The organism is Psychrobacter sp. NPDC078631, from assembly GCF_050268165.1.
Lineage (GTDB): Bacteria > Pseudomonadota > Gammaproteobacteria > Pseudomonadales > Moraxellaceae > Psychrobacter.
Window position 1 is genome coordinate 1 of the sequence record NZ_JBNNGG010000001.1, and the last position, 24,488, is coordinate 24,488.

Consider the following 24,488-nt stretch of genomic DNA (forward strand, 5'->3'; position numbering starts at 1 on the left):
TGATCCCTTCCCGAACTCAGAAGTGAAACATCGTAGCGCCAATGGTAGTGTGGTTCGCCCATGTGAGAGTAGGTCATCGTCAGCTCTCTATTCTAGATAAAGCCCCCAACGCTAACGCGTTGGGGGCTTTTCTTTGTGCGTAGTTTATTATTCCTGATGACCTACGTAGTAAATCCTATTTAAAGGTGAGTAAAGAGTAATGACTGTCTGGGAGACAGTCGTCCGTAGCGCAAGGCCTCAACGGCGCTCTTCTCGTTCGTCAGCTCTCTATACTTAGATAAAGCCCCCAACGCTCAAGCAAAGGGGGCTTTTCTTTGGCTAACATTAAGAATTATTTTGCCAATGCTACAACGTATATGCGAACCTTACTACTTACAGAATCACAGATATTTTCATTACGTATGTACTATTTTAAAGTTAAACCCGTGCCCTAAGACAAAAGGAATATCTATCATCAGGCAAGACTATGCTGTTGAATCTAACCAAATGTATTAGATTATACCTAGCCAGTAGAGTTTATAAGCGATAAACGACACCACAATATCCGTTTCTACCTTTTAGTATGATAAAGGAGAGAGTCGTGAGGTATTAGGCATTGATATTGGGAAAAGTACCCTTTACTGCGAGTGATGCGGTATCTTAATTATTTAGCTGAGTGATAGTGTCATCTTTTGAGTAACTCAAATGGAATGAGAAAACTCGCTAAAGATTGAATGGAGGTCTATATCAAGGATGAATCTTGTAGCTTACTTAATCGTATGCTATCTAACGAGCGTAAGCGAATCGAGGGCTTAATCATTTTCTAATGAAGCTGAAATGGAAGAGCTATATTGGTAGTAAATCTATAAGCCATAGCAGTTTCTAGAATGAGCGTAAACCCATTCTAGAAACTATTTACTAACTATTAACTGTCTGTTGTGCTACTCAAAATTTACCTTAGAGTTTTTATTCTTCTTTGAATTTTGGCACACCTTTTTCCCAGACATCCCAGTTATCAACGATGTGATCGACAGTTTTCGATCCTACTAGCACGATATTTTCTACTGTTTCTGCAAAGCCACCAGCTGTTTCTCCTGGCGCTGGATCTAGATGTTGAAGCGTAGTCTCATTTGGATTACCTTGGTCAAAATTCACTGCACCACGTAAGCTCATTATGCGTTCAATACCTACCGTTCTGTTAAGTACTTGTGCTATTGCAGCGGCTTCCATTTCAGTGATAATGTAATCATCTGCATTATATAGTTCAGCTATATATTGAGCTTGTTTTGACAATCCTGGACCATGAAAGAAGGTATCTCCTGTCATATGAGTACCTACGGTGATAGTTGGGCTCCGTCGTGCTGCTGCATCAGGGTATTTCATTCGATATGCGCTGGCTTCTTTTGAATCTTTTAAAGCAACTGATTGGCTTAGATGTAGATTCCATTTTAGCAGTTCAGAGTTAAGTTGATAGCGGCGAATATCTTCATAGCCTTTGCGGGGTGTAAACGTAGGTGCGCCTTTTTCACCTTCTTCAGCTTTCCAGCGGTGACCTAAGTCGTAATCTACGAGCCAAGACGCCAAGCTCACATCACCTATCGTACCTTTACTCGGTGGTGTTCCTGCGACACCGCTTAGAACGAAGTAGCTTTTGCTAAAGTCAAATTTGGGAGAAAGTGTGATTGCTTGCATGGATGCTGAAGACCCTACTTTACCCATGCCTAATACTGAACCACAGACACCTTCGGAGTTACAATAAACTGGGCTATGAGCACCTTCTACTTTTATAGGCTTACTATCTGTAAAGTATTGATTATACCAATGCTGAAATTCGCCTGCTTTATCTCCACTATTTTCACCAATTTCAAACATCGCTGCGATAAATACCTTTACTTGGATTTTATCTTGATGAGTTTCAGCTTGCGCATTACTACAAAACATGAATATCATGGTAAAAATAGATAAATGAAAAAAATGTTTTTTTATAAACATATGGGACGCCTATTTAAAGTATTTGAGTCTGTATTTATAATTTAATTAGCAATAACTAAAAAATTTGCTAAAACTAAATAAATGCTTATATATATCCAATATAGAATAGCATAATCTGTAGATAGGCTGGAGCGTTCGGCCAGTGTAGAGGGTAGGTCAAAAGGTTTTGGTTGGAACAGATTTTCCTTTTTTACTGATTTTATTTAACAATTTATGCCGTGCAGTTAGTTTTCTAATAAAGCAATTCAGGTATAGTTTTATCTATGCATTACCAAATCTAAATGTTATTTGACTATACCTCGAACAGTAAAGTATTTGTCAGAAAGTAGCGTATATATTGAAATGAGGCTATAACATTCTTTCTAATAACCGACACACTTTAAAAGAAAGTTTGTCAGCTACCTAATACACTTAAATTAGTGTTAGGCTTAATAAAAAGGTGTTGTAAATGCTTGACAAAAAATTGACTATGACCTTGATTTTCCTTACGTTGATATCTTTGGCTATCGGAATGAAAACTGTAGATAGTAACGGCTATGGAAGTATGATTAACTCTTTGAGTGTAGGCTTCGTAGTTAGTTCTATATTTTATTTTCTTGTAGTATATATGCCTGAATACAAGCGTAGGAATATGGCTCGTGAGCGCCTTGAAGACGAATACATACGTTTTAAAATGTCGTGTATTAATACTTTTCTAATACTTAGTGATTCTCAAGAGTATTCTAATAAAGAAAAACTCCTTAATTTATCTGAATTTCGTTGTTATTTTAAAATGGAGAATAGACGAGGAGAGAAACGCTGGGATGCTATAGCTAATTCTCTTGAGGGTAATGAGTATTATCTCAAAGAGGTTATCTACCATCTTCGAATGTTGAATGAAGAAATAAGATATACTCGTAATGCTACGAACCTAAATGATCCAGAAGTGTTTGATTTTCTTAATCGACTTTCACAGATTATTGTAAGAATGGAACTAACAGAAAAAGAGTATGACGATGTAAAATCGCTATGCAGATTTCTTTGGGCAATTTTTACAGGGTGGGACTTGGCTAAAGGTTACAGTGATTCTGATATAGTAAAAGATATGATAGGGCGTACTAATAAAACGTAATAGATTATTCAAAAAAGAGAACCCTCATGACCACATCAAAAGTAACCTACCAAGGTGATTTACGCACCCAAGCCATTCATTTGCAGTCGAATAATCAAATCATCACTGATGCGCCAACGGACAATCATGGTAAGGGCGAAGCGTTTTCTCCGACGGATTTGCTAGCGACCAGTTTGGGCAGTTGTATCTTAACGATTATCGGTATCAAAGCCGAAGCGATGGACATCGATATCTCAGGTACGACCGCAGAAGTTACCAAAGTCATGGCTGCCAAACCAAGGCGTGTGAGTGAAATACATGTCGTGGTCAATTTTTCAAAAGCATTGGATGAGAGTACCTTAAAGCGATTTTATAAAACTGCGTTGACCTGTCCAGTAGGCAATAGCTTGGATCCTGCTATCACTCAAAACTTAGTGTTTAACAATGGTACAGAAGCCTAGTATGTCTACTAAGACTTTACTCATCGTCGCTCATGCGCCATCGCCTAATACTCAGAAATTGGCGCAGGCAGCTTATGACGGTGCCAATCATCCTGATATAGATATCACTGTCATTTTGAAATCACCGCAGGATACGCAGTCTGAGGATGTATTGGCTGCTGATGCGTTACTGCTAGGTACGACTGAAAATCTAGCGTATATGGCAGGGCTGACCAAGGACTTTTTTGATCGTTGCTATTATCCCGTGCTAGAAGAAAAGCAAGGCATGCCATTTGCGGTATATATACGCGCAGGGCATGATGGTACAGGTACCAAGCTTGCGCTCAAAACGATTACGACGGGGCTACGTTGGTCATGGATTCAAGAGGCGCTGTTACTACAAGGCGATTGGCAAGATAGCTTTGCTGAGCAAGTAGAAGAGTTTGCTATGACATTGGCTGCTGGAGTAGAGGCAGGGATTTACTAGTAGTCAGTTGTTTGGTGGCCACTAAGGTAGTATTAGACAGTGCTTGTTAATCTACTGCTATTAATACTGAGAGCATAACAAACGGTCTGGGAGGATGGTGATGCATGACGATAATCTGGATAGTGATAATCCAAATAATAAAGTAGATATTTCTGCATTGCCGTTTTCTCAAGCGTGTGAAAATAATAAGCAGCCTATTCTAGAAATACTTCAAACAGAGCTACAAGGCTTTAGTCATGTATTAGAGATTGGCTCTGGGACAGGTCAGCATAGTGTTTATTTTGCGCCTAACTTACCTGAGATACAGTGGCAAACTAGCGATGTCACTAGTAATCATCGCCATATAATCGCTTGGCACAATGCGTATTCTGCATCTAACCTATATTTGCCATTAGCGTTTGATTTGGCGCAAGACTCTGTACCTGTTGGTGGTCATTTAGATAGTGATCATTTAAATAGCAGTGATATAGCCAAACCTTATGATGTGATATTTACAGCCAATACTTTGCACATCATTAGCTGGGCTCTAGTTGAGCGGTTATTTACATTGGCTAGTGAGGCATTACCTGTTGACGGTAAGCTGATTATATATGGCCCATTTAACGAGAATGGTAACTATACCAGTGAGGGGAATCAGCGATTTGATGTGATGTTGAGAGCAAGTAATTCTGACAGCGGCATTCGTGATAAAGAAGATGTCGTTAGTTTAGCAAATGCTCACCATCTACAACTCTCTAAAACGTATGCAATGCCTGCTAATAATCAGCTATTGGTATTTCAAAAAATATAAATGTTTAAGGTTGTATAAAAAAGACACCTTAATGGATCATTATCAGATCTTAATTGAGGTGTCTTTTTATTTGGGTTTGCTTAAATTGTTGCTGATATTGTTATTTGTACTGTTTCTCTACCACTAGTCTATTTATATTCTTCTGCTAAAAAATCTAAGTAGCGTTTCCAAGAGCGCTCATCGGCGCGGGCATCATATCTATCGCTGCCAAATACGCTAAAGGCATGTGGCGCGCCGCTATAGGTAACCATCTCGTGAGGGATTTTGGCTGCTTCTAATGTCTTGCCCAAAGTGGCAAAGCTCTCTAAAGAGACAGATTCATCAGCAGAGCCATGGAATACTAGGATTTCTCCCGTAGTTTTGTCATAGCTTTGACCAGTTGGAATATCGAAGGCGCCGTGGAAGGGTACAAAGGCTTTTTGTTCAAAGCCTGAACGTGCTAGCTCTAACGCGACCGTACCACCGAAACAGTAGCCCATAGTCGTGCCTTTACGCACATCATTGCCTTGTAGTTGTCCTGCCGTTAATGCCCCTGCCAATATGCGACGCATTTTATTACGGTCATCATATAGCTCCCCAGTTAGGCGTTTATTTTCTTCGATAGAAGTAGGGCGAATGCCTTGTCCAAACATATCGGCCGCCAATACGTTGTAGCCTTCAGCCGCTAACATATCAGCACGTTTGCGCTCATAGTCAGTTAGACCATCCCAATCATGAATCAATAAGATAAAAGGTGCATTAGCTTTGTCCGCCTTGGCGTAATAGCCTTCGTACGCTTGGTCATCGACCGTGTAGGTCACGTTTTTGGTCGTGATAGCAGCAGCCGTTTGACTGAACGTTAATGCCATTAGACCCATTGACGCGCCTACTAGCAATGAGTGATAAGGTTTTTTAGTCGGGGAGCTTAGAGTTGGTAACATGGTAGGTAGCCTTATAGTTATATAAAAAATAGTCGCATCGTCAAGTCCACATAAACCCGCTACATCGTCATCCTCGCTAACCATACCAATGTATAGCTTACGCTCGGTTCTCTTGTAACGAAATTATCTGAATTCAATAATATAAAAAAGATAAATATAAGGCTAAAACCCTGCCAATTTATTTATCAATAGTCTCTAGTACTGCATAAAAAGCATACCTTAAAGAATAACTACATTACAAGATTCTATTGTTAACGTTTATGCGCCTTTAAGACCATCTAAAGTAGTCGCTTTATAGCATCTATAAACGTTAACTAAATATCAACAAGGTTTACTATATACGCAACTATATTTGACTTATTTTTTGGGTAGTATAACTCCTAAGCCTATTATTCCTTTACGAATTTTAGTGCGGTATCAATTTAACGCTCGGCAATGCTGGAAACACAGACAAATAAATGACAGATGAAGTCACCACGATCTCAAAGGATATCAAACCTGTGTAGGCACTCTTTTAATGATTTAAAAGAGCACTCTCAATCTATTAGCTAGGACTTTTTATGAATAATAATATCGATCATACGGACCCCGCCAAAGACATGAATACGGAACGTGGCAATGGTGGCGAAACCCATCAGCGTGCAGGCGACGACACTAAAGTATTAACCACGCAACAAGGTGTGGCCATCGCTGATAATCAAAACTCTCTAAAAGCAGGCTCACGTGGGCCGACGCTATTAGAGGATTTTGTATTACGTGAAAAAATCAATCATTTTGACCATGAGCGTATCCCTGAGCGTATCGTCCATGCTCGTGGTAGCGCAGCACACGGTTATTTTGAGCTGACAGAGTCATTAGAAGAATATACGACTGCCAAAGTATTGACCGAAACAGGTAAGCAAACGCCATTGTTTACGCGTTTCTCAACAGTAGCGGGTAACAAAGGCTCAAAAGATACGCCACGTGATGTGCGCGGTTTTGCTGTGAAAATATATACAGAAGAAGGTAACTGGGACATTGTTGGTAACAACATGCCTATCTTCTTTATTCAAGACGCGATGAAGTTTCCAGATTTGATTCATGCGGTAAAACCAGAACCAGATCGTGGTTTCCCGCAAGCGGCATCTGCTCATGATACGTTTTGGGATTTTGTCTCACTAAGTCCTGAAACCATGCACAATCTAATTTGGCTGATGAGTGATCGCGGTCTGCCACGTAGCCTACGCATGATGGAAGGCTTCGGTATTCATAGCTATCGCTTAATCAATAAAGAAGGCAAGAGTACCTTTGTACGTTTCCATTGGAAGCCAGTATTGGGCGTACAGTCAACCACATGGGATGAGGCAGTGAAAATCTCAGGTGCGGATCCTGATTATCATCGTCGTGACTTATTTGAGTCAATCAACAACGGTGACTATCCTGAATGGGAGTTTGGCGTACAGTTATTTACTGAAGAAGAAGCCAACCAATTCCCATTTGATCATCTCGATGCGACCAAGCTGATTCCAGAAGAATTGGTACCAGTAAAAGTCGTGGGTAAGATGGTATTGAACCGCTATCCAGATAATTTCTTTGCAGAGACTGAGCAGGTAGCATTCTGCCCATCGCATCTGCCACCGGGTGTTGACTTTAGTAACGACCCACTATTACAAGGTCGTCTGTTCAGCTATCTAGACACGCAGCTATCACGTTTAGGGTCGCCAAACTTTGCTCAGATTCCTATCAATGCGCCAAAATGTCCGTTTGCCAACAATCAGCAAGATGGTCATATGCAAATGCAAGTGCCTAAGACGCGTGTACTTTATGAGCCACAAAGCCTAGATCCAACTCGTCCTCGTGAAAGCGCTAAACGTGGATTCAATTCATTCCATGAGCAGCTAGATGATGGCGTAAAAGGTCGCGTACGTGACGAGAGCTTTGCCGATCATTATAGCCAGCCACGTATGTTCTACCGTAGTCAGACAGCAACTGAACAAGCACATATCGCAACCGCTTATGCGTTTGAGCTAGGTAAAGTAGATACAGCCCATGTGCGTACGCGTATGCTTAGCCATTTGATTCATATTGACGAAGACTTGGCCAATCGCGTAGCAACGGCACTGGGTATGGAACTACCAGAGCCAGCGGATGCGGCAGCACCTGTCCAAGACTTGGGAACATCTAAAGCGGTACAAACTATTGGCTTAACGCCTGATAGCCTAAAAGGTCGCATGATTGGTATCTTAGTCGCAGAAGGCTCTAATAGTAGTGAAGTTAAAAAGTTCGAAGATGCTGCCAAAGCGCAGGGTGCTAGCGTCAAAATCGTAGCGCCTAATAAAGAAGTCGTATTGGATGATGGTACACGCATACAAGCTGATGAGCGCCTCGCTGGTGGTCCGTCAGTGATGTTTGATGCCGTCGTTAGTATCATCATGCCTGACCAAGCTAAAAAGCTGGCCATGGACAGCTCTGCGTTAGATTGGTTCAATGATGCGTACAATCATTGCAAAGCCATCGCATATTGCGGCGCGACTGATGAATTTATCCTAAGTAAACTACCAGTTGAAAAAGATAAATTTGTCACGCCTTTGGCTGAGTTAGATGCCTTTATTAGTAATGCTAAGTCTCGTCTATGGGAACGTGAGCCAAAGGTTCGTGACCTTGCATAGTCGATAAGTAGGTAATTTACAAATTATCTAAGATAGCAAATAAGATATTAAGCGTTTCCTTAAACCCAGCCTAAGTGCTGGGTTTTTGCTTTTTATTAATAAGGTGAGAATTGCCACGTATAAAACTATGTATACAGGTTCTAATCATTCTTTATTAATAATTATTAGTTGCACCGTCTGTGTGTGTTGCATCGCTTCTATATATAGTCACAGGCGTTCACTCAAAGTCGTTTTATTTGTGGTGACGGGCGCTATACTAAAGATTGGCTATAAAACTGAACAAAAGCCTCACAATAATAACGACGAATGAGGTAGGGAACACCAATGAGTCTATGTGAAATTGTACGTTTAGAAGGATATATCCAGAGTAGCTATCTGGCAGTATATCCAGAGAAAATAATGCTGTTAGATGGCTGTTGCCGTGCTGATGTGCCGATGGTGCTCAACTATATCAAGTCGACGTTAAAACGACCCGTCACCGACCTAAAAGTAGTGGTGGTCACGCATATGCATCCGGATCATGCAGGCGGCGCGCATAAGTTTCGAGAAAAGACGGGCTGTCTAATTGTCTCAGCTGATAAAAAAAAGCAGTGGTATAGCGGTATTGGCGGGCGCACGATGCACTTCGTAGATATACATCTAGGATATTATGTGGCCAGACGTCAAGGCCGCCCATTTAAAAACCTATACTATTCGGCAAGTCTGAAACCGGACATCACCGTCACAGATGGTGAGCTTGTGCCACACTTTGATGAATGGCAAGTACTAGAGACACCAGGTCATACGGATCGTGATTTGTCTTTGTTTCACCTGCCCAGTCGCGAAGTATACACTGCTGATTTAATCATTAAGTTGCGCCATAAGTTCGTAGCGCCATTTCCTGTCTATTACCCTAAAGCTTATGTTCAATCGTTAAAAAAAATCAGGGCATTGCAACCGTCAATGGTGATGATGGCACATGGTCGAGAGCTAGCGATGAGTGAGGCAGAGTTTGATGAGTTTATCGCTCATGCGCCTAAGCATCCACGTACCATCAAAGATACGATCAGACATAAACTACTATGGCGCAAGAGAGATAACTTTAGACTGTTTAAACGCAAGCATAATAAATAGAGGTATATAAAAGCTAAGAAACTAATAGCTAAAAAACAACATTTAATTTAAAAAGCCCAGACGAAAAAAAGCCCAGTTACTAAGATAGTAACTGGGCTTTCTAAATATGGTGGGCTGTCCGCGACTCGAACGCGGGACCAATTGATTAAAAGTCAACTGCTCTACCAACTGAGCTAACAGCCCTGAAGAGTATATAAAAAAGCGATACTTTTTAACTCTGCAAGAGAAAATTCTAACTAAAGAACTTTCTAAAACTAAACATCTTAACGATGTCTTTTAAACTTATCTTTATTAGTCTACTACCGGATAGGGCAGAACGATTAATAAAGATTAAACTAAATATGGTGGGCTGTCCGCGACTCGAACGCGGGACCAATTGATTAAAAGTCAACTGCTCTACCAACTGAGCTAACAGCCCTAACGTTTAAAGTGTTTGTATCCCTAAACGTGAGAGCACATTATATATATTATTATGACAATTACAACCCCACATGATAAAAAAAGTGTAATTCTCTTATAAAATTACCAATTTATTCCAGTTTCTTTAATTTTTTGCCATTATATTGATATTGACTGCTCTATTTTTGGCTAAAGCGAGTCAATAATCGGTTATTAGTCTCGAGAAAGTGCTTCAACAGGATCTAATTTGGCAGCATTACGCGCTGGCAAGAATCCAAATACTACGCCAATTAACGTCGAACAAACAAAAGCGGCAATAATAGAGGTTGATGAATAGATAACTTTGAAATTATCACCGCCCACGCTATTAATCAGCTCACCAATGGCAAAGGCCAGTCCAATACCAATCAGCCCCCCTAAGATACAGACCAGAACGGCCTCAATGAGGAACTGCTGCATGATATCGCTCTGACGCGCGCCCACTGCCATACGTACGCCAATCTCGTTGGTACGTTCGGTGACAGAGACTAGCATGATGTTCATCACCCCAATACCGCCGACGATCAATGAAATGACCGCGACTGATGAAATAAGCAGGGTCATCGTACCTGTCGTCGATTCGATCGTTTGACGAATAGAGTCTGAATTGCGCAGCTCAAAGTCATCTTTACCATGGCGACTCTCTATTAAATCAGAGATGGCCGTCTCTGCGGCACTAGAAGATATACTGTCATCTAACAACGCTACAAAGCGGTCGATATTGGTACTACCAGTGACGCGCGACATCACCGTTGTATAAGGCATATAGATGGTAGGCGTCGTCACACTGGGACCAAAGCCACCATCGCTCTCTTCGAGTACGCCAATCACGCGTCCAGGCACACTACCAACCAATATCACTTCGCCAACAGGATTATCAATATCTGAGAAAAAGGTCTGCTTAGCATTGTCATCAATGATGATATCTTGACTACGTAATGTGACGCTTTTTGCATCAAACCCTTGACCCAATGCTAATGTCTCACCAGTAACGGTTAGATAGTCTTCGCCAACACCGTTGACGGTAGCGTCCTCCTGTATACTACGATAGCGCACGCTAGAGTTGGCATTCACTTGAGGGCTAACGCTGATAATATAGGGCTGATTGCCGACCGCTTCGGCGTCTTCTGGCGTCAAGTTGTCATCATTATAGCGGCGTCTAGGGTCGCCTCTAGGGTAGCCATCATTGACGGTAATGGTATTAGTACCTAACGAGCTGATATTAGCGAGGATTTGCTGCTGAGAGCCTTGTCCAAGACCTACGATAGATACAACCGCAGCGATACCGATGATAATGCCGAGCATAGTCAGTAGGGTACGCATCTTATGCGCGCGCATGGCAAGCAAAGACATTTTAAATGCTTCAAGCAGTCGATCAATAAAGCTACCAAAAGCACTTTTTCGATGTTCACCAAGGATAGACTCTGGTTTTTTGTCGGTGTGCTTATAATGCTCAGTTTGATAGTCAGCGATGACATAGCCATCTTTTAGCTCAATCACACGCTCCGCTTGTGCCGCTAGCTTTGGGTCATGAGTGACCATGATAATGGTATGACCTTGTGCGCTGAGGTCATGCAAAATTGCCATGACGTCTTCGCCAGACTTGCTGTCTAGAGCACCAGTTGGCTCATCTGCCAAGATCACGTCACCACCATTCATCAGTGCACGAGCAACAGAAACACGCTGCTGCTGTCCACCTGAGAGCTGATTGGGACGGTTATTGACCTTATTGCCAAGGCCCAAATCCGTTAATAGCTTCTCAGCACGATTGGTACGTGCCTCGGTATCCATGCCCGCATACACGGCGGGGACGGCGACGTTGTCTTTGGCACTGATATCCCCAAGCAAATGGTAGCGCTGAAAAATAAAACCAAAGTGCTCACGGCGCAGTTCGGCCAATTGATCGGCATCAAGCTTACGAGCGGATTGACCATAAATCTTATAATCGCCAGCCGTGGCTTGATCTAAACAACCTAAGATATTCATCAAGGTGGACTTACCAGAGCCTGACTGTCCAATGATAGCAACCATCTCACCTTGATTGATAGTTAGATTGATATCATGCAAGACGCGAATGGTTTGCTCACCAGCAGGGAACTCTCTGATAATGCCAGACAACTCCATAATAGGCTTGCCTGGTGCAGGGTGATTAACGGTATTGGTTTTTGCTGAATTATTTAAGTTATCTGAGCTGTCTAAGTTATTTAAGTTATTCAAATTGTCTGAGTTGTTTGAAGGGTTAGCAGAAGTGTGTGACCCTAAGTTTTGAGCCGTGCTACTTTCAGAGCTATCTTCAGTCGACGGTTTAGGAGATTGAGATATAGTCATAGCAGTGTCTTTAATAAAGGCTAATAAGCGTTATAGTGTTGTTATGAAAGGGCTGATATGTTTAACAAGCCCTTTTTTATTCAACATAGTCAAAGAACAAGTTACATTCGAGGTCCACCAGGGATACGGCCGCTACCTGATTTCTTACCGCTCTCTTCACTGATAATTACTTCTTCCCCTTCTTTCAAACCGCTTAAGATTTGCGCGTTTACTCGGTTATCGATACCGACTTCTACAGTACGCTCTTCTACGGTTCCGTCCTCTTTTAATACACGTACAAACTTGCCAGTGGCCGCTTTGCCTTTTTCTTTACCTTTAGAGCGTTTTTCTTGTATCACTGTTGACGGTACTAACAGGGCGTTTTTGGCTTCGTTAACAATAATATAAATCTGCGCTGTCATATCAATGCGGAATAAGCGGTCAGGGTTTGGTACTTCTACGTAGCCGACATAATAGATAGCAGCGTCTGTTGAGCTGGTACTACTAATTTGCTCTGGGGCAGGCTCGATAGCAGTCAACGTCGCATCATACTGCTGATCTGGATTACCAATGATATTGAAATAAGCGGGCATACCAGCATTAACATTGATAACGTCAGCTTCCGAGATTTGCGCGTTGATACGTACGGTCGATAAATCCGCTAACGTCACCAATGTGGGCGCTGTTTGGTTGGCGTTGACCGTAGTGCCTTGCTCAGTGGTAATAGAAACAACGGTACCTGATATCGGGGCGCGAATCGTGGTATAGCTCAAATCTTCTTCAGCAGTACTCACATTGGTTCGTGATTTGCGTAGCGCCGCTTGCTGACTGTTGATATTGGCTTCGGTGGTTGCAATCGCGGCTTTTGCTGTATCGATAGCCGCACGTGCATTGGCAACGGCTGCTTTTGCGGTCTCGACACTGGTCGCTTGCGTATCATATTCTTGTTGCGAGATAGCATCGATAGCGACTAAGTCTTGCAAACGCGCAAAATCAGACTGTGCTTGTTTGAGCTCAGACTGACGGCTGGCAAGATCGGCATAGGCACTTTTTAGGCTGGCTTGTTTGCTCAACGATTCTGCTTGCGCACTTTGTAGCGCGGCTTCGCTTTGTTCAAGACTGGCTTGTTCATTGCTCAGGCTGTTCTTCTGAGTCACTTGATCAATCTGCGCAATCAAATCGCCTTGCTTGACTTCGTCGCCGACTTCAACGTATAGGCGTTTTACCTCACCAGATACCTGTGCCCCTACATCGACGGTATTCAACGCTTTTACTTTACCAGACGCCATGACATTGTTTTCAATATCACCGACTTCAACGGTTGCGGTTAAATAGTTAGGTGTGGTTTCTTCTGGTTTTAAAAAAGTATAGGCCAAAGCCCCTAATGCTACGATAATTAAGGCAATAACACCCCATTTTATAGCAGACTTTTTGCTTATTTTGCGCATGACAACAATCCAATCACAATTAAATCAAGTGTAGATATAGTAGAGACTTCACCTACAAAAGGGAATGGAAATTAGTTTACGAAAGGTTAAGGTAGTCAGGAATAGAGATAGGTACAGAAAAGAAACGCTTACTAAAAATCAATAAAACGGAGATTATAGGAGAACAAGATAGGGTAGTAGAATCTGGATTTACAGCGTTTAAATGTATAAATCAGTAAGAGAAGAGATGGATAACTTGTTAATAGTAGAAACAATAAAAGGTGGTGACAAGCGGATCAGTCTTAGCGCATAGCAAATAAACGCTTACCTGCTAGCTCCAGTGCCGCTTGCAATAATAATTCCCATGCTGGCTGACGAATAAGACCTTTGATAGCTTGGTCACAGCGGTAAAGCAGGGCAGGCCATTCGCTCGTTTGTTGTTTTGACTGACGACGGCAGGCTTGTTGGTATAACCCTTGCTTACTACGCCAAATGCCTAATGCTTGAGGGTCTTGACCGTCCATAAGCTGGATAATTTGACGCATGTCTTTGCTAATAGCCCAGAGTACTAAAGTAGTGGGCTCATCGGTCGACTTTAGCTGAAACATGATCTTGGCAACCTGCGTACTATTACCCGCGAGCATCGCATCAGACAAATCAAACACACTAAACTGAGCGTCGCTCACTAACGCTGCTTGTAGGTCTGCAATATCCAATGCCACATTATTCGCAGGTTGTGAAAAGCTATTAGATAGCTCGGCAATTGTGTCAGTAGCACTATTTTCACTAGTACTGTTATTAATAACTAGCTGCGGTGCAAACAAATAGGACAGTCGCCATAGGGTTTGATAAGCACTTAGCAAATGATGCTCAGTGTGTGACATGAGTAGCTGCCATGCTTCTTGAGACAGTCGTAAGCCAAACTTCTGAGCTTGTATTTGTAGTAGCTGTTGGCGCTGCTGCTCATTGTATAAATTGCAATCAATGACATTGCCATATTGCGCAAAAGGAGCAAACCATTTGCTGCTCTGGCTGCGTTTGTCTTGCTTAGGTGTGAGCCACAACACACTATGACCATGTGTGCCCGCTTGCGCCTCGACCGCAAAACGTTCCAATTCAGCGATAACTGCTTTGTCGGGTTTATGGTTGCCCGTCACGATTAAGGCACTGGCGTCATCAAATAAAGACTGGCTGCCAAGCTCGGACAGTACTTCTTGCCAACTCTTGACAGAAATCAGCTCTATACGTTTGATTGCATAGTTCTGCGCGCGCCAATGTGGACGCAGCGCATCTATCAACCATTGACTCAGTAGTGGCTCGTCACCGTGCGCCAGCCACAAACCCGCTACCGCAACGGAAGGCTGCAGTAGTTTTGGATAGGCTTTTATGAAAGTATCTTGCATAGCGTGGTGTTACACAGGTTGATGAGCAGGTAATACCAATTCCAAAAATATGCTTAACAGTATTAATCTAGCTCAGCCTACTTAAAGTAGTACTTACGCTCGCTTAGTTTGCTACTCATATTTCTAGAAATGGTAACGTTTGATAATCAGAACGACTAACTATTCCGGTTGTGGTACGACGACAACGGTTGGTGTCACACCTTTATTCATTTGCAAAGACTGCTTGGCAGCAGGTGCGACTTTTGGAAGCGAGATAGCAACGTACTGGTCAGTGATACGGCGAGCTAAAGTATCATAGAGCCAATCACGAGTCTGATCGCCTTGTTGATCGTCAGTACTAACAGACGCTTCGTTGTACTGGTAGCTTCGCTCGACCTGAATGGGGTTGCTTAGTGTTACAGGCTTACCATTTTCCATCGTTTGATAGCTGACATCTGCTGATAGTACTAAGCGAATCTCTGTTAATACCCCAACCAATTCGTAACGCTTAAAACGTACATTACGGATATCGATAGCGGCAATAGACTCAGCCCCTGCTTGTTGGTTATTACGAGCAACTTCTTCTGAGCGCATATTATCAATAACATCGACACCTAATGTCTTTAGGCGACGCGTCAATGGCAGTTTCAGCGGGAATGAGGTGCGATTGTCTTCGATAATGACCGCTGTTTTTTCGACGTCAAGCAGCATCGCTGAGTCGTAGCCACGTAGCTGGAAGCCACAGCCGCTAAGAGCCGCCGCTGCACCTACCACGGCAAACATTGGCAGCGTAGCAAGTAAGACTGCTCCGAGCTTTTGGCCATGGGACTTTTTGTTAGCTAGGCTGTGTGCGCTTAATTCTGGCTGCGCCTGCTCAGCTCGATGCTTGTACGACATAAACGCTATCCTCATATGATAAGAAGGCTTAGAGCACTAAGCCTAAAATACTTAGCTCAAGATACCTCAGCCTACAACCACGATGTTAACCAGTTTGTTAGGAACGACGATTTCTTTTTTGATCTCGCCCGTGATGAATTTTGCCACACTTTCCATAGTACGAGCTTGCTCTTTTAGCTGCTCAGGATCGCTGTTTGGTGCGACATCCATCTTACCACGCATCTTACCATTGACCTGTACCACCATCGTGATCATGTCCTGTACCAGCGCACTTTCGTCCACGGTTGGGTAGTCTAAGGTTAAGGTGTCAAGACCTAACTGCTCAAGCAGATGCTCGCCAACGTGCGGCGCATATACAGATAGCATAATCAGCAGATTGGTCAATGCTTCGTGTTTGACGTGCAGCTCTTGCTCATTACTCGCGTTAAAGCCAGTCAGCTCATTAGCAAGTTCCATCAGGCTTGATACTGGCGTGTTCAATGCCAGACGATCACCCAAGTCACTGTCGATCTTAGCAATCGTTTCGTGCGTTTTACGGCGTAAGTTTTTGGCTTCTTTGCTTAGACCGTCTGTGTTCAAGGTAGCACTGTTAAGCGTAACAATGCTGATATTGGCGGCCGTTAGCGCTTGCATATGGTCGGTTGCAATACGCCATACTTTTTTCACAAAGTTATAAGGGCCTTTTAGCGCGTCGTCTGACCATTCAAGCGTTTGATCCGCAGGCGCAGTAAATAGCGTATATAGACGAACCGTATCAGCACCATATTTATCAATGGTTAGCTGTGGATCTACGCCATTGTTTTTTGACTTAGACATTTTTTCGATTTTACCAATCGTCACTGGCTGGCCGTCTGACTTCAAGATAGCTTTGATTGGTTGACCGCGTTCGTTGAAGTCAATATCGATATCTTCTGCAAAATAGTAAGTCGTACTGCCATCAGCGTTGACGCGGTAGAATGTACCAGCAAGCACCATGCCTTGGGTCATTAGATTGGCAAATGGCTCGTCGCCTGTGACTAAGTTTTCGTCACGCATCAGCTTGTGGAAGAAACGCGCATACAACAGATGCATTACCGCATGCTCGACACCGCCAACGTATTGATCGACTGGCAACCATTTATTGGCAGCAGACTTGTTGACCATGTTTTGCGCGTCATTTGGGCTAGCAAAGCGTGCATAGTACCAGCTAGATTCGACAAAAGTATCAAAGGTATCCGTCTCACGCTCAGCAGGATTACCACACTTAGGACAAGTGGTATTGACAAATTCTGGGATGTTCTTGAGTGGGTTACCGCGACCATCAGGTACAACGTCGGTTGGCAATACAACTGGTAGGTCTTGCTCTTCAACAGGTACCGTACCACAATGCTCACAGTTGATCATTGGGATAGGGCAACCCCAATAGCGCTGGCGAGAGACACCCCAATCACGTAGGCGATACTGGATCTTTTTCTTAGCAAGCTCTTTTGGCTCAAGTTTAGCAAGCATTGCTTCAAACGCTTGCTCAAAGTCTAGACCATCAAACTCACCTGAGTTGACCAAAGTGTTGCGCTCGGTATAGGCAAGATTGACCTCAGTATTAACATCAGTATCGTTCGCTTTGGCATCTGCTTTTAGCTCATCAAAATAGCCATTAGGCACATTGATGACTTGCTTGATTGGTAGGTCGTACTTAACCGCAAACTCATAATCACGCTCATCATGAGCAGGTACTGCCATGACTGCGCCTGAGCCGTAGCTCATCAGTACGTAGTTGGCAACCCACACTGGGACTTCTTCACCAGTCAGAGGATGCGTTACAGTGAGACCTGTATCCATACCGATTTTTTCGGCTTTGGCCAAATCTGCTTCAGCGACAGAGCCTTTTTTACAAAGCGCACAGAATTGAGCGATTGCGTCATCTTGCTCAGAGGCGTACTGTGCAAGTGGATGCTCTGCGGCAACAGCGACATAAGTCACACCCATCAACGTATCAGGACGAGTGGTGAACACATCTAAGGTGTTTTCTTCACCAGCAAGCTCATAAGGGAAGTGCACTTCCATACCAGCACTACGACCAATCCAGTTACGCTGCATGGTTAGTACTTCAGATGGCCAATGACCTTCTAGCTGATCCAAATCATCTAATAGCTCATCAGCATAGTCAGTGATGTTGAAGTAATACATTGGGATGTCGCGTTTTTCGACCGCAGCACCACTACGCCAACCTTTGCCATCAATGACTTGTTCGTTTGCTAAGACAGTGTTGTCAACAGGATCCCAATTGACCGTCGATAGCTTTTTGTAGACTAGGCCTTTTTTGTATAATTGCAAAAATAACCACTGCTCCCACTGATAATACTCAGGGCTACAAGTGGCAAACTCACGCGACCAGTCAATAGACAGGCCTAGCAATTTAAGCTGCGCGCGCATGCTGTCAATATTGGCAAATGTCCATGCAGCGGGTGGAGTCTGGTTAGCAATTGCTGCGTTTTCAGCTGGCAAGCCAAAACCATCCCAGCCCATTGGCTGCATGACTTCATAGCCTTTTAGACGATAATAACGGCTCAATACGTCAGAAATCGTGTAGTTACGGACGTGGCCCATATGCAGCTTGCCACTTGGATAAGGGAACATCGACAGCATGTAACGACTTGGCTTGTCGCTTGGCTCATTGCTTACTTCAAAGCGCTTGTCAGTTGCCCATTTGGTCTGCTGCGCGGCTTCTATCGCTTGTGGGTTATAATAGTTGTTTTCTGCTTGGTCTGCTGTCACGGCGTTGCTCATAGTCGGCTCGAAATTGGTTGATACTGATTTATTTAATACGGATTTGTTTAATACTGATCAAAATAGGTGGAATTTGACAATGCCATAGCATAGCGTAATTTGGCGAAAATTGCGACGATATGATGCAGTTGCTTACTAGGTTTGACGATTAAAAGTAATGCATTCTCTATATCCAGTCGGCCTTAGGTATAATAGATAAGTTAATACATATTTATGAGGATTTATCATGACCATCACCATTTACGGTATCAAGTCTTGTAGCACGATGAAAAAAGCGTTTACTAAGCTAGACGAATTAGATATCAGCTACGATTTTCACGATTATAAGAAACAAGGTATTGATAAAGAAACGGTACAGCGCTGGGTAAATGAGCTAGGTATCGACAAAGTGCTCAATAAGCGTGGTACGACATGGCGTAAGCTAGATGATAGTCAAAAGCACGCAGCTGATGCTAGTGTAGACAACGCGATAGATTTACTCGTGGAAAATACCAGTATGATTAAACGTCCGATTGTAGAAGGTCAGTTAGCAAATAAAGATCAAGCAGTATTACTATGCGGCTTCGATGAAGCGGAGTTTGATAAATTTTTTTCGTAAAATTAATTTATAAAAATTAAGCCAGTTTCATTATTAAAGATAAAGCTGCACAAAAAAGCCCGAGCATTTATATCAGCTCGGGCTTTTCTACATTTAGCTTTTTCACATTTAGCATCGCTATATTTTGCTAGCTCAATGATGAATCTATTTCTCGACTGATGAGCGTACCAACCCCTTCGTTGGTAAAAATCTCAAGTAAGGTCGCATGAGGGACACGGCCATCAACGATTACCGCACTTTTGACGCCGCTACGTACCGCATCAAGCGCACATTGAATTTTAGGAATCATACCGCCTGAAATAGTGCCATCTTCGATTAAGCTATCGACTTTCTTTGGCGTGAGTCCAGTTACCACTTCGCCATCACGGCCCAATACGCCTTTGATGTTGGTTAATAGCATCAGTTTCTCTGCTTGTAAAAACTCTGCCACTTTACCTGCGACCAAATCCGCATTAATGTTATAAGTATTGCCTTCAGCGTCAACGCCAAGTGGCGCGATTACAGGGATAAAATCTGAGGCAATTAACATGTTGATCACGTCTTTATTGACGCTTACCACATCACCGACGAATCCTAAATCAACTGGTACAGCGATACCATCTGCGCCAATTTTTTCCATCATCAGTTTTTTGGCTTGAATCAAGTTGGCATCTTTACCTGTAAGACCAATCGCGCGACCGCCATGTTTATTAATCAGGCTAACAATCGATTTGTTGACGCTACCGCCCAAGACCATCTCTACGATATCCATGGTGCTTTTGTCAGTGACGCGCATGCCATCGATACGGTCTGATTGACGGCCAAGCTCTTTTAGGAGATTGTCAACTTGCGGGCCACCACCATGTACGACTACTGGATGCATACCGACTGTCTTTAACAAAACGATATCGCGAGCAAATGAGCTCTCAAGCTCAGGGTCGGTCATGGCGTTGCCGCCGTATTTTACGACGATGAGTTTATCAACAAAACGCTGGATATAAGGCAGAGCAGTGGTCAATACTTCAGCGGTGTTTTTGGCATCATCTAAATTAAGCGTCATTACAAACTCCTAAGGGCCGGGTTTAAATTGGTTGTTTTTCTATTATGTTTAATGAGACAGCTATATGTTTTATGAGGCTACTCCACAGGAATAGCAAGAATCTGTTCAGCTAGCGCTGCGTTAAATGGTCGGCATAAAGCGGCAAATGTCGCCTGAATATTTTTTAGGTCATCTATACTGTCACCCGCAAAGCGCGCGGTCAGGCTATTGCTGGTATTTGATTGGCGCAGTACCCCAAAACCATGCGCAAAATCCAAGCGCACACCATCGATACAGCTCAGTTTAGTTCCCATAGGTAATAATTCATGCGTCTGTTTTAATGCTATTTGCGTCTTCGCAGTAGCGCAAGTACACGCTGATGACTTGCATGTCGTAGCGGGCAAGCAAGTATCTTTTAACTGCTGACTAGATGAAGAATCAGTATGAGTAGACATATCTACTAGATACTGCAAGTAATGACAAAATCTCGTTAATTGTTCTACGAGAGAGCAGTCGTTAGTAGCGGTCTGCGGCATTGGCAAGTAATGGTCAGCAGTACTGACTATAATGGGCAAGCTTTGGATAATATCTGCTAGTGGTTTATTATTAATACCATCATGAACTTGGTCAAGCCAATGCAGCAACCGTAATGCGGCATACATCGCATCATCATAAGGGATAAAGCGGCTGTCATTAAAGATAAAATGCCCTGATAATTCACCAGCAAAGACAATCTGATTGTCAGGATGCTGTACCTGTTGGCGCATAAAGCTGCTGCCAGTCTTGCTAATCACAGGTGTAGCGCCCAGCTCAGACAAGAGTGTCGGTAAGTGATGAGAGCATTTGATATCAAACAGGACTTGAGATGGTACTCGCGATTCTAGGGGCTCTGTAGGGTGTAAAGTGGCAGGGTGTTCGGTCAGCGCTACTTGTGCTAATAAATAGAGCAAATGATCGGGCGTAACTATTTTGCCGTTATTATCAACGATCATCAAACGATCGCCATCGCCATCAAACGCCAAGCCTATATCTGCTGCGTGCAAAACAATGGCTTGTTGCAATTCGTTTAGGCGATTTGGTTCGGTAGGGTCTGGATTACCAAGGGGAAAGTTGCCATCAGGTATATCATTAAGAAAAATGACCTGTTGGCAAAAACGTTCGAACAAGCGTTGAGCAATGCTACCAGTTGCACCGTGCATACAGTCAATAACCACGATCAAATCAAGTTTATAAGCGCTTTTCTGATTGGCTTCAGTCGTGGGTTGATTACGCTGAAATAACTGTTCAAATACCTGCGCAATAGCATCTATATAGACGTTTGCTACCTGATGAGTAGGTAGTTGCTCAAGCAAATCAATTGGTAATTCTGAATCGTGGCTACTCTTAATATTTTTAATGCCTTCTGAAAACCAGATAGGATTGTTAGCTTGATTATCGGGATAGATGTGACAATTATGATGCTCGGTTAGTTGATGATAGAGCGTCTGTATCTCGGAGCTACTAGGGGACTTGTTATTCACCAACCATTTTATACCTAATATGTCTTTGGCAGAGTGGCTAGCAGTTACGACAATGCCATGACCTTGATATTGCATTGCCCAAAATGCCATCATCGGCGTAGTAACCAGACCTAACTGGATTACGCGTAAACCCTGCTGAGCTAGTACAGTAGAGAGCGTACGTGCAATAGCCTCACTACCAATGCGCATATCACAACCAATAACGACAACATTCTGCTTAGTCTCAACAGAGGTACTAGCATTGATATTTCGAGACGGTTGGCTGTTCTGCGCATTATAGAGAGTAGCAAAAGCATCGCCTAACGCGTGTATAAAACTGCTAGTAAAATACTGGTTGGCACCGCGAATATCATAAGCACGGAATAAGGATTGCTGCGCCGCAAAAGGTGGCATTGCTTATTCTCCTTATAACCGTAATAGATGTTCAATGATAAATAAAAATGAGTAGCGAAAGGTTTTAGATATAGCTTAAGCAAAATCTTAAACGCTATCTAAAAATTACTAGCAAGATTGACCGTCAAAATAGCTACTACTGACGACCTGAATGTCCAAACCCGCCTGCACCGCGTACGCTTTCATCACTGAATTCTGCAACCACTTCAAACTCAGGACGCGCAACAGGTACCACGATGTACTGTGCCATACGCTCAGCTGGATTAAGAACAAAGTCATCCCCACTGCGGTTCCAAATACTAACCATCAGCTCGCCCTGATAGTCGGCATCGATTAGCCCAACTAAGTTACCCAAGACGATACCGTGCTTATGGCCAAGACCTGAACGCGGTAAAATCATACCTGCATAGTTAGGGTCTTGAATATAAACCGCAAGGCCTGTGCCAATTAAATGGGTTTCACCTGCTTTAATCGTTAATGGCTCATCGATGCAAGCACGCAAATCAATACCTGCACTGCCATCGGTGGCACGAGTTGGTAGAGAAAATGCTTCGTCTTCAGTAATTTTAGGGTTTACCACTTTAACTTGTACAGCTTGCATAACACACTCACTTAACGATTTGATGGTTTTTAAATTATGATTTAAAACTAGGGCCTTGAACTAAGGCCTAAATAAATCTTATTCGAAATTTTTATATAAATAACAATTCTATATTTTAATTATTCAGCAATTCAGCAATTCAGCAATTCAGCAATTCAGCAATTCAGCAATTCAGCAATTCAGCAATTCAGCAATTCAGCAATTCAGCAATCAGCTAGAGTATCAATACGCTGGCCAATCCTAAAAATGACATAAAGCCGACGATATCCGTGACGGTCGTTAGGATAACCGAAGCAGATAGAGCAGGGTCGATATTCATGCGCTTTAGCATCAGCGGTATACTGATACCAGAGACATTAGCTGCCGTCATGTTGATGGCAATGGCAAAGCCAATGACGGCGCTGATCTTAATGTCATGAAACCATAACTGAGCAATAAACGCCATAATTATCGCCCAGATGATACCGTTTATCGCACCTACCCACAGCTCTTTATTCAACAACCAGACACGGTTAGAACCACCGATTTGACCCATCGCCATCCCGCGAATCACGACTGTCAATGTCTGAGAGCCAGCAATACCGCCCATACTCGCGACCACAGGCATGAGTATCGCGAGCGCCACGACTTGTGCTAGTACTTCCTCAAACTGCCCAATCACCGCAGCGGCCAACAGCGCGGTACATAAATTGATACCCAACCAAACACTACGGCTTTTGGCACTGGTCAGGATGGGGGCAAACAGTTCTTCATCTTGACTGACACCAGCTAGGTTTTTCATGGTGCTGTCGACATCGTCTTGGATAATCTCCATGATGTCCTCGCCATTTAGCTGACCGACCAGCTCGCCGTGGCTATTGATAACAGGGGCAAAGCGAATGTCTTCTGAACGAAAAATCGCCGCCGCATCTTGGATATCCAAGCGATCATTAATCGTAATGGCGGTGTCAATCAGCTCTGACACTAATGTATTCTGTTTATGCTTAATTAAGTCTACTAGACTCAATAGACCGAGTAGTTGCTGGCTTTGATCAACAACTAATAGCTCTTGGCTCTCGTCATCGAGCAGGTCGTCGTTTTCACGCAGCCAGTTTTGTACCTCAGCCAGATGGATGTCATCTCTTATTTGGATGATATCGGGATCCATATAGCTGCCCACTTCCCAATCCTCATAAGTATCAAGCTTATTAACCTGTACGCGGGTCTCTTCGTCTAGCGTTGCCATGACAGAGGTACGGACGCTCTCAGTCACAGTATCCAAAATCTCAGAGATGTCTTGAGCATCGAGGTCTTGGGTAAACAAGGAAATCTCTTGAGAGGAGATATTCTCCATTAATGGCTGGCGTGTATCAACATCTAGCTCAGCCAGCACCTCACCCTTGAGGTTCTCTGGTACTTGCTCCCAAATCAGTAAGCGGTTTTGAGTCGGGAAAGACTCTAATAGGTTGGCAATCTCATATTCTGACTGCTTTTCTAAAAACTCAGTAATGGCCTCATAGGCTTTATCAGCAACCAAACCTTGCAAGTACAGCAGTTTATACTCGGCATTATATTCAGCCGGATTATACTCTCCTGGTAGCACAGATGGTCGTTCCTGATTGGGCGTGGAGGTAGACATAAAAATTCCAAGTTTCTTATAAATTATAAACAACAGTGATGTCAAAGTTGCTGAGTTATTGCTA

The 24,488-nt window shown here is 43.1% G+C and carries 18 protein-coding genes, 2 tRNA genes and 1 rRNA gene; 8 read left to right on the forward strand and 13 right to left on the reverse strand.

Going from position 1 to position 24,488, the window contains the following annotated elements; translation table 11 throughout:
• Window positions 1-85 (forward strand): 5S ribosomal RNA (gene rrf / locus ACQKCP_RS00005); the annotation flags it as partial.
• A gap of 860 nt (window positions 86-945) precedes the next feature.
• Here the strand turns inward: rrf and ACQKCP_RS00010 are convergent.
• Window positions 946-1,971: a purine-nucleoside phosphorylase gene (locus ACQKCP_RS00010; RefSeq protein WP_427610819.1), complete on the reverse strand. Its 1,026-nt coding sequence runs from the start codon at window positions 1,969-1,971 to the stop codon at window positions 946-948.
• Window positions 1,972-2,419: 448 nt separating this feature from the next.
• On the opposite strand from ACQKCP_RS00010, the gene ACQKCP_RS00015 reads away from it, so the two are divergent.
• The 4 genes from ACQKCP_RS00015 (at window position 2,420) to ACQKCP_RS00030 (ending at window position 4,778) form a co-directional block, all read left to right on the forward strand.
• Window positions 2,420-3,082, forward strand: a complete 663-nt coding sequence (locus ACQKCP_RS00015; RefSeq protein ID WP_427610820.1) for a hypothetical protein — start codon at window positions 2,420-2,422, stop codon at window positions 3,080-3,082.
• A gap of 26 nt (window positions 3,083-3,108) precedes the next feature.
• Window positions 3,109-3,522 carry an OsmC family protein gene (locus ACQKCP_RS00020; protein ID WP_427610821.1) on the forward strand — a complete coding sequence of 138 codons (414 nt, stop codon included), beginning with the start codon at window positions 3,109-3,111 and terminating at the stop codon, window positions 3,520-3,522.
• Between the two features lies 1 nt (window position 3,523).
• The gene (locus ACQKCP_RS00025; protein ID WP_427610822.1) at window positions 3,524-3,988 is read left to right on the forward strand and encodes a flavodoxin family protein; all 465 of its coding nucleotides are present in this window, start codon (window positions 3,524-3,526) and stop codon (window positions 3,986-3,988) included.
• A 100-nt stretch (window positions 3,989-4,088) separates the two neighbouring features.
• A complete protein-coding gene (locus ACQKCP_RS00030; protein ID WP_427610823.1) occupies window positions 4,089-4,778 on the forward strand; it encodes a DUF938 domain-containing protein in 690 nt (229 codons plus the stop codon).
• Window positions 4,779-4,906: 128 nt separating this feature from the next.
• Here the strand turns inward: ACQKCP_RS00030 and ACQKCP_RS00035 are convergent, their stop codons facing one another.
• Window positions 4,907-5,698 (reverse strand): dienelactone hydrolase family protein, encoded by a 792-nt coding sequence (locus ACQKCP_RS00035; RefSeq protein WP_427610824.1) that lies wholly within the window; start codon window positions 5,696-5,698, stop codon window positions 4,907-4,909.
• A gap of 560 nt (window positions 5,699-6,258) precedes the next feature.
• Between ACQKCP_RS00035 and ACQKCP_RS00040 the strand changes: the two genes are divergently transcribed.
• Both ACQKCP_RS00040 and ACQKCP_RS00045 read left to right on the forward strand, forming a co-directional pair.
• Window positions 6,259-8,346 (forward strand): catalase, encoded by a 2,088-nt coding sequence (locus tag ACQKCP_RS00040; RefSeq protein ID WP_427610825.1) that lies wholly within the window; start codon window positions 6,259-6,261, stop codon window positions 8,344-8,346.
• 324 nt (window positions 8,347-8,670) lie between these two features.
• The gene (locus ACQKCP_RS00045; protein WP_427610826.1) at window positions 8,671-9,459 is read left to right on the forward strand and encodes an MBL fold metallo-hydrolase; all 789 of its coding nucleotides are present in this window, start codon (window positions 8,671-8,673) and stop codon (window positions 9,457-9,459) included.
• Window positions 9,460-9,566: 107 nt separating this feature from the next.
• Here ACQKCP_RS00045 and ACQKCP_RS00050 read toward each other — a convergent pair.
• From ACQKCP_RS00050 to leuS, 7 genes are all read right to left on the reverse strand, one after another.
• Window positions 9,567-9,642, reverse strand: a tRNA-Lys gene (locus ACQKCP_RS00050).
• Between the two features lie 159 nt (window positions 9,643-9,801).
• A tRNA-Lys gene (locus tag ACQKCP_RS00055) sits at window positions 9,802-9,877 on the reverse strand.
• 194 nt (window positions 9,878-10,071) lie between these two features.
• Window positions 10,072-12,021, reverse strand: coding sequence for a MacB family efflux pump subunit (locus ACQKCP_RS00060; RefSeq protein ID WP_198327634.1), 1,950 nt, complete (start codon window positions 12,019-12,021; stop codon window positions 10,072-10,074).
• Between the two features lie 305 nt (window positions 12,022-12,326).
• Window positions 12,327-13,652 carry an efflux RND transporter periplasmic adaptor subunit gene (locus ACQKCP_RS00065; protein ID WP_201547608.1) on the reverse strand — a complete coding sequence of 442 codons (1,326 nt, stop codon included), beginning with the start codon at window positions 13,650-13,652 and terminating at the stop codon, window positions 12,327-12,329.
• 281 nt (window positions 13,653-13,933) lie between these two features.
• Complete coding sequence (gene holA / locus ACQKCP_RS00070; protein ID WP_427610827.1) at window positions 13,934-15,034, reverse strand: DNA polymerase III subunit delta; 1,101 nt, start codon at window positions 15,032-15,034, stop codon at window positions 13,934-13,936.
• Between the two features lie 159 nt (window positions 15,035-15,193).
• Complete coding sequence (locus ACQKCP_RS00075) at window positions 15,194-15,910, reverse strand: hypothetical protein (RefSeq protein WP_427610828.1); 717 nt, start codon at window positions 15,908-15,910, stop codon at window positions 15,194-15,196.
• 66 nt (window positions 15,911-15,976) lie between these two features.
• Complete coding sequence (leuS, locus tag ACQKCP_RS00080) at window positions 15,977-18,676, reverse strand: leucine--tRNA ligase (protein ID WP_427610829.1); 2,700 nt, start codon at window positions 18,674-18,676, stop codon at window positions 15,977-15,979.
• A gap of 226 nt (window positions 18,677-18,902) precedes the next feature.
• Here leuS and ACQKCP_RS00085 point away from each other — a divergent pair, with 226 nt between their 5' ends.
• Window positions 18,903-19,274, forward strand: coding sequence for a Spx/MgsR family RNA polymerase-binding regulatory protein (locus tag ACQKCP_RS00085; RefSeq protein WP_427610830.1), 372 nt, complete (start codon window positions 18,903-18,905; stop codon window positions 19,272-19,274).
• Window positions 19,275-19,401: 127 nt separating this feature from the next.
• Here ACQKCP_RS00085 and argB read toward each other — a convergent pair whose 3' ends face one another.
• The 4 genes from argB to mgtE all read right to left on the reverse strand — a co-directional run bounded on the left by argB (window position 19,402) and on the right by mgtE (window position 24,424).
• Entirely contained in the window at window positions 19,402-20,313 is a 912-nt protein-coding gene (gene argB / locus ACQKCP_RS00090; protein ID WP_057758912.1) for an acetylglutamate kinase, read from the reverse strand.
• Between the two features lie 77 nt (window positions 20,314-20,390).
• Window positions 20,391-22,205, reverse strand: a complete 1,815-nt coding sequence (locus ACQKCP_RS00095; RefSeq protein WP_427610831.1) for a phosphomannomutase — start codon at window positions 22,203-22,205, stop codon at window positions 20,391-20,393.
• A gap of 136 nt (window positions 22,206-22,341) precedes the next feature.
• A complete protein-coding gene (gene dut / locus ACQKCP_RS00100) occupies window positions 22,342-22,806 on the reverse strand; it encodes a dUTP diphosphatase (protein ID WP_201580448.1) in 465 nt (154 codons plus the stop codon).
• Window positions 22,807-23,020: 214 nt separating this feature from the next.
• Window positions 23,021-24,424: a magnesium transporter gene (gene mgtE, locus ACQKCP_RS00105; protein ID WP_427610832.1), complete on the reverse strand. Its 1,404-nt coding sequence runs from the start codon at window positions 24,422-24,424 to the stop codon at window positions 23,021-23,023.
• Window positions 24,425-24,488: the final 64 nt, after the last annotated feature.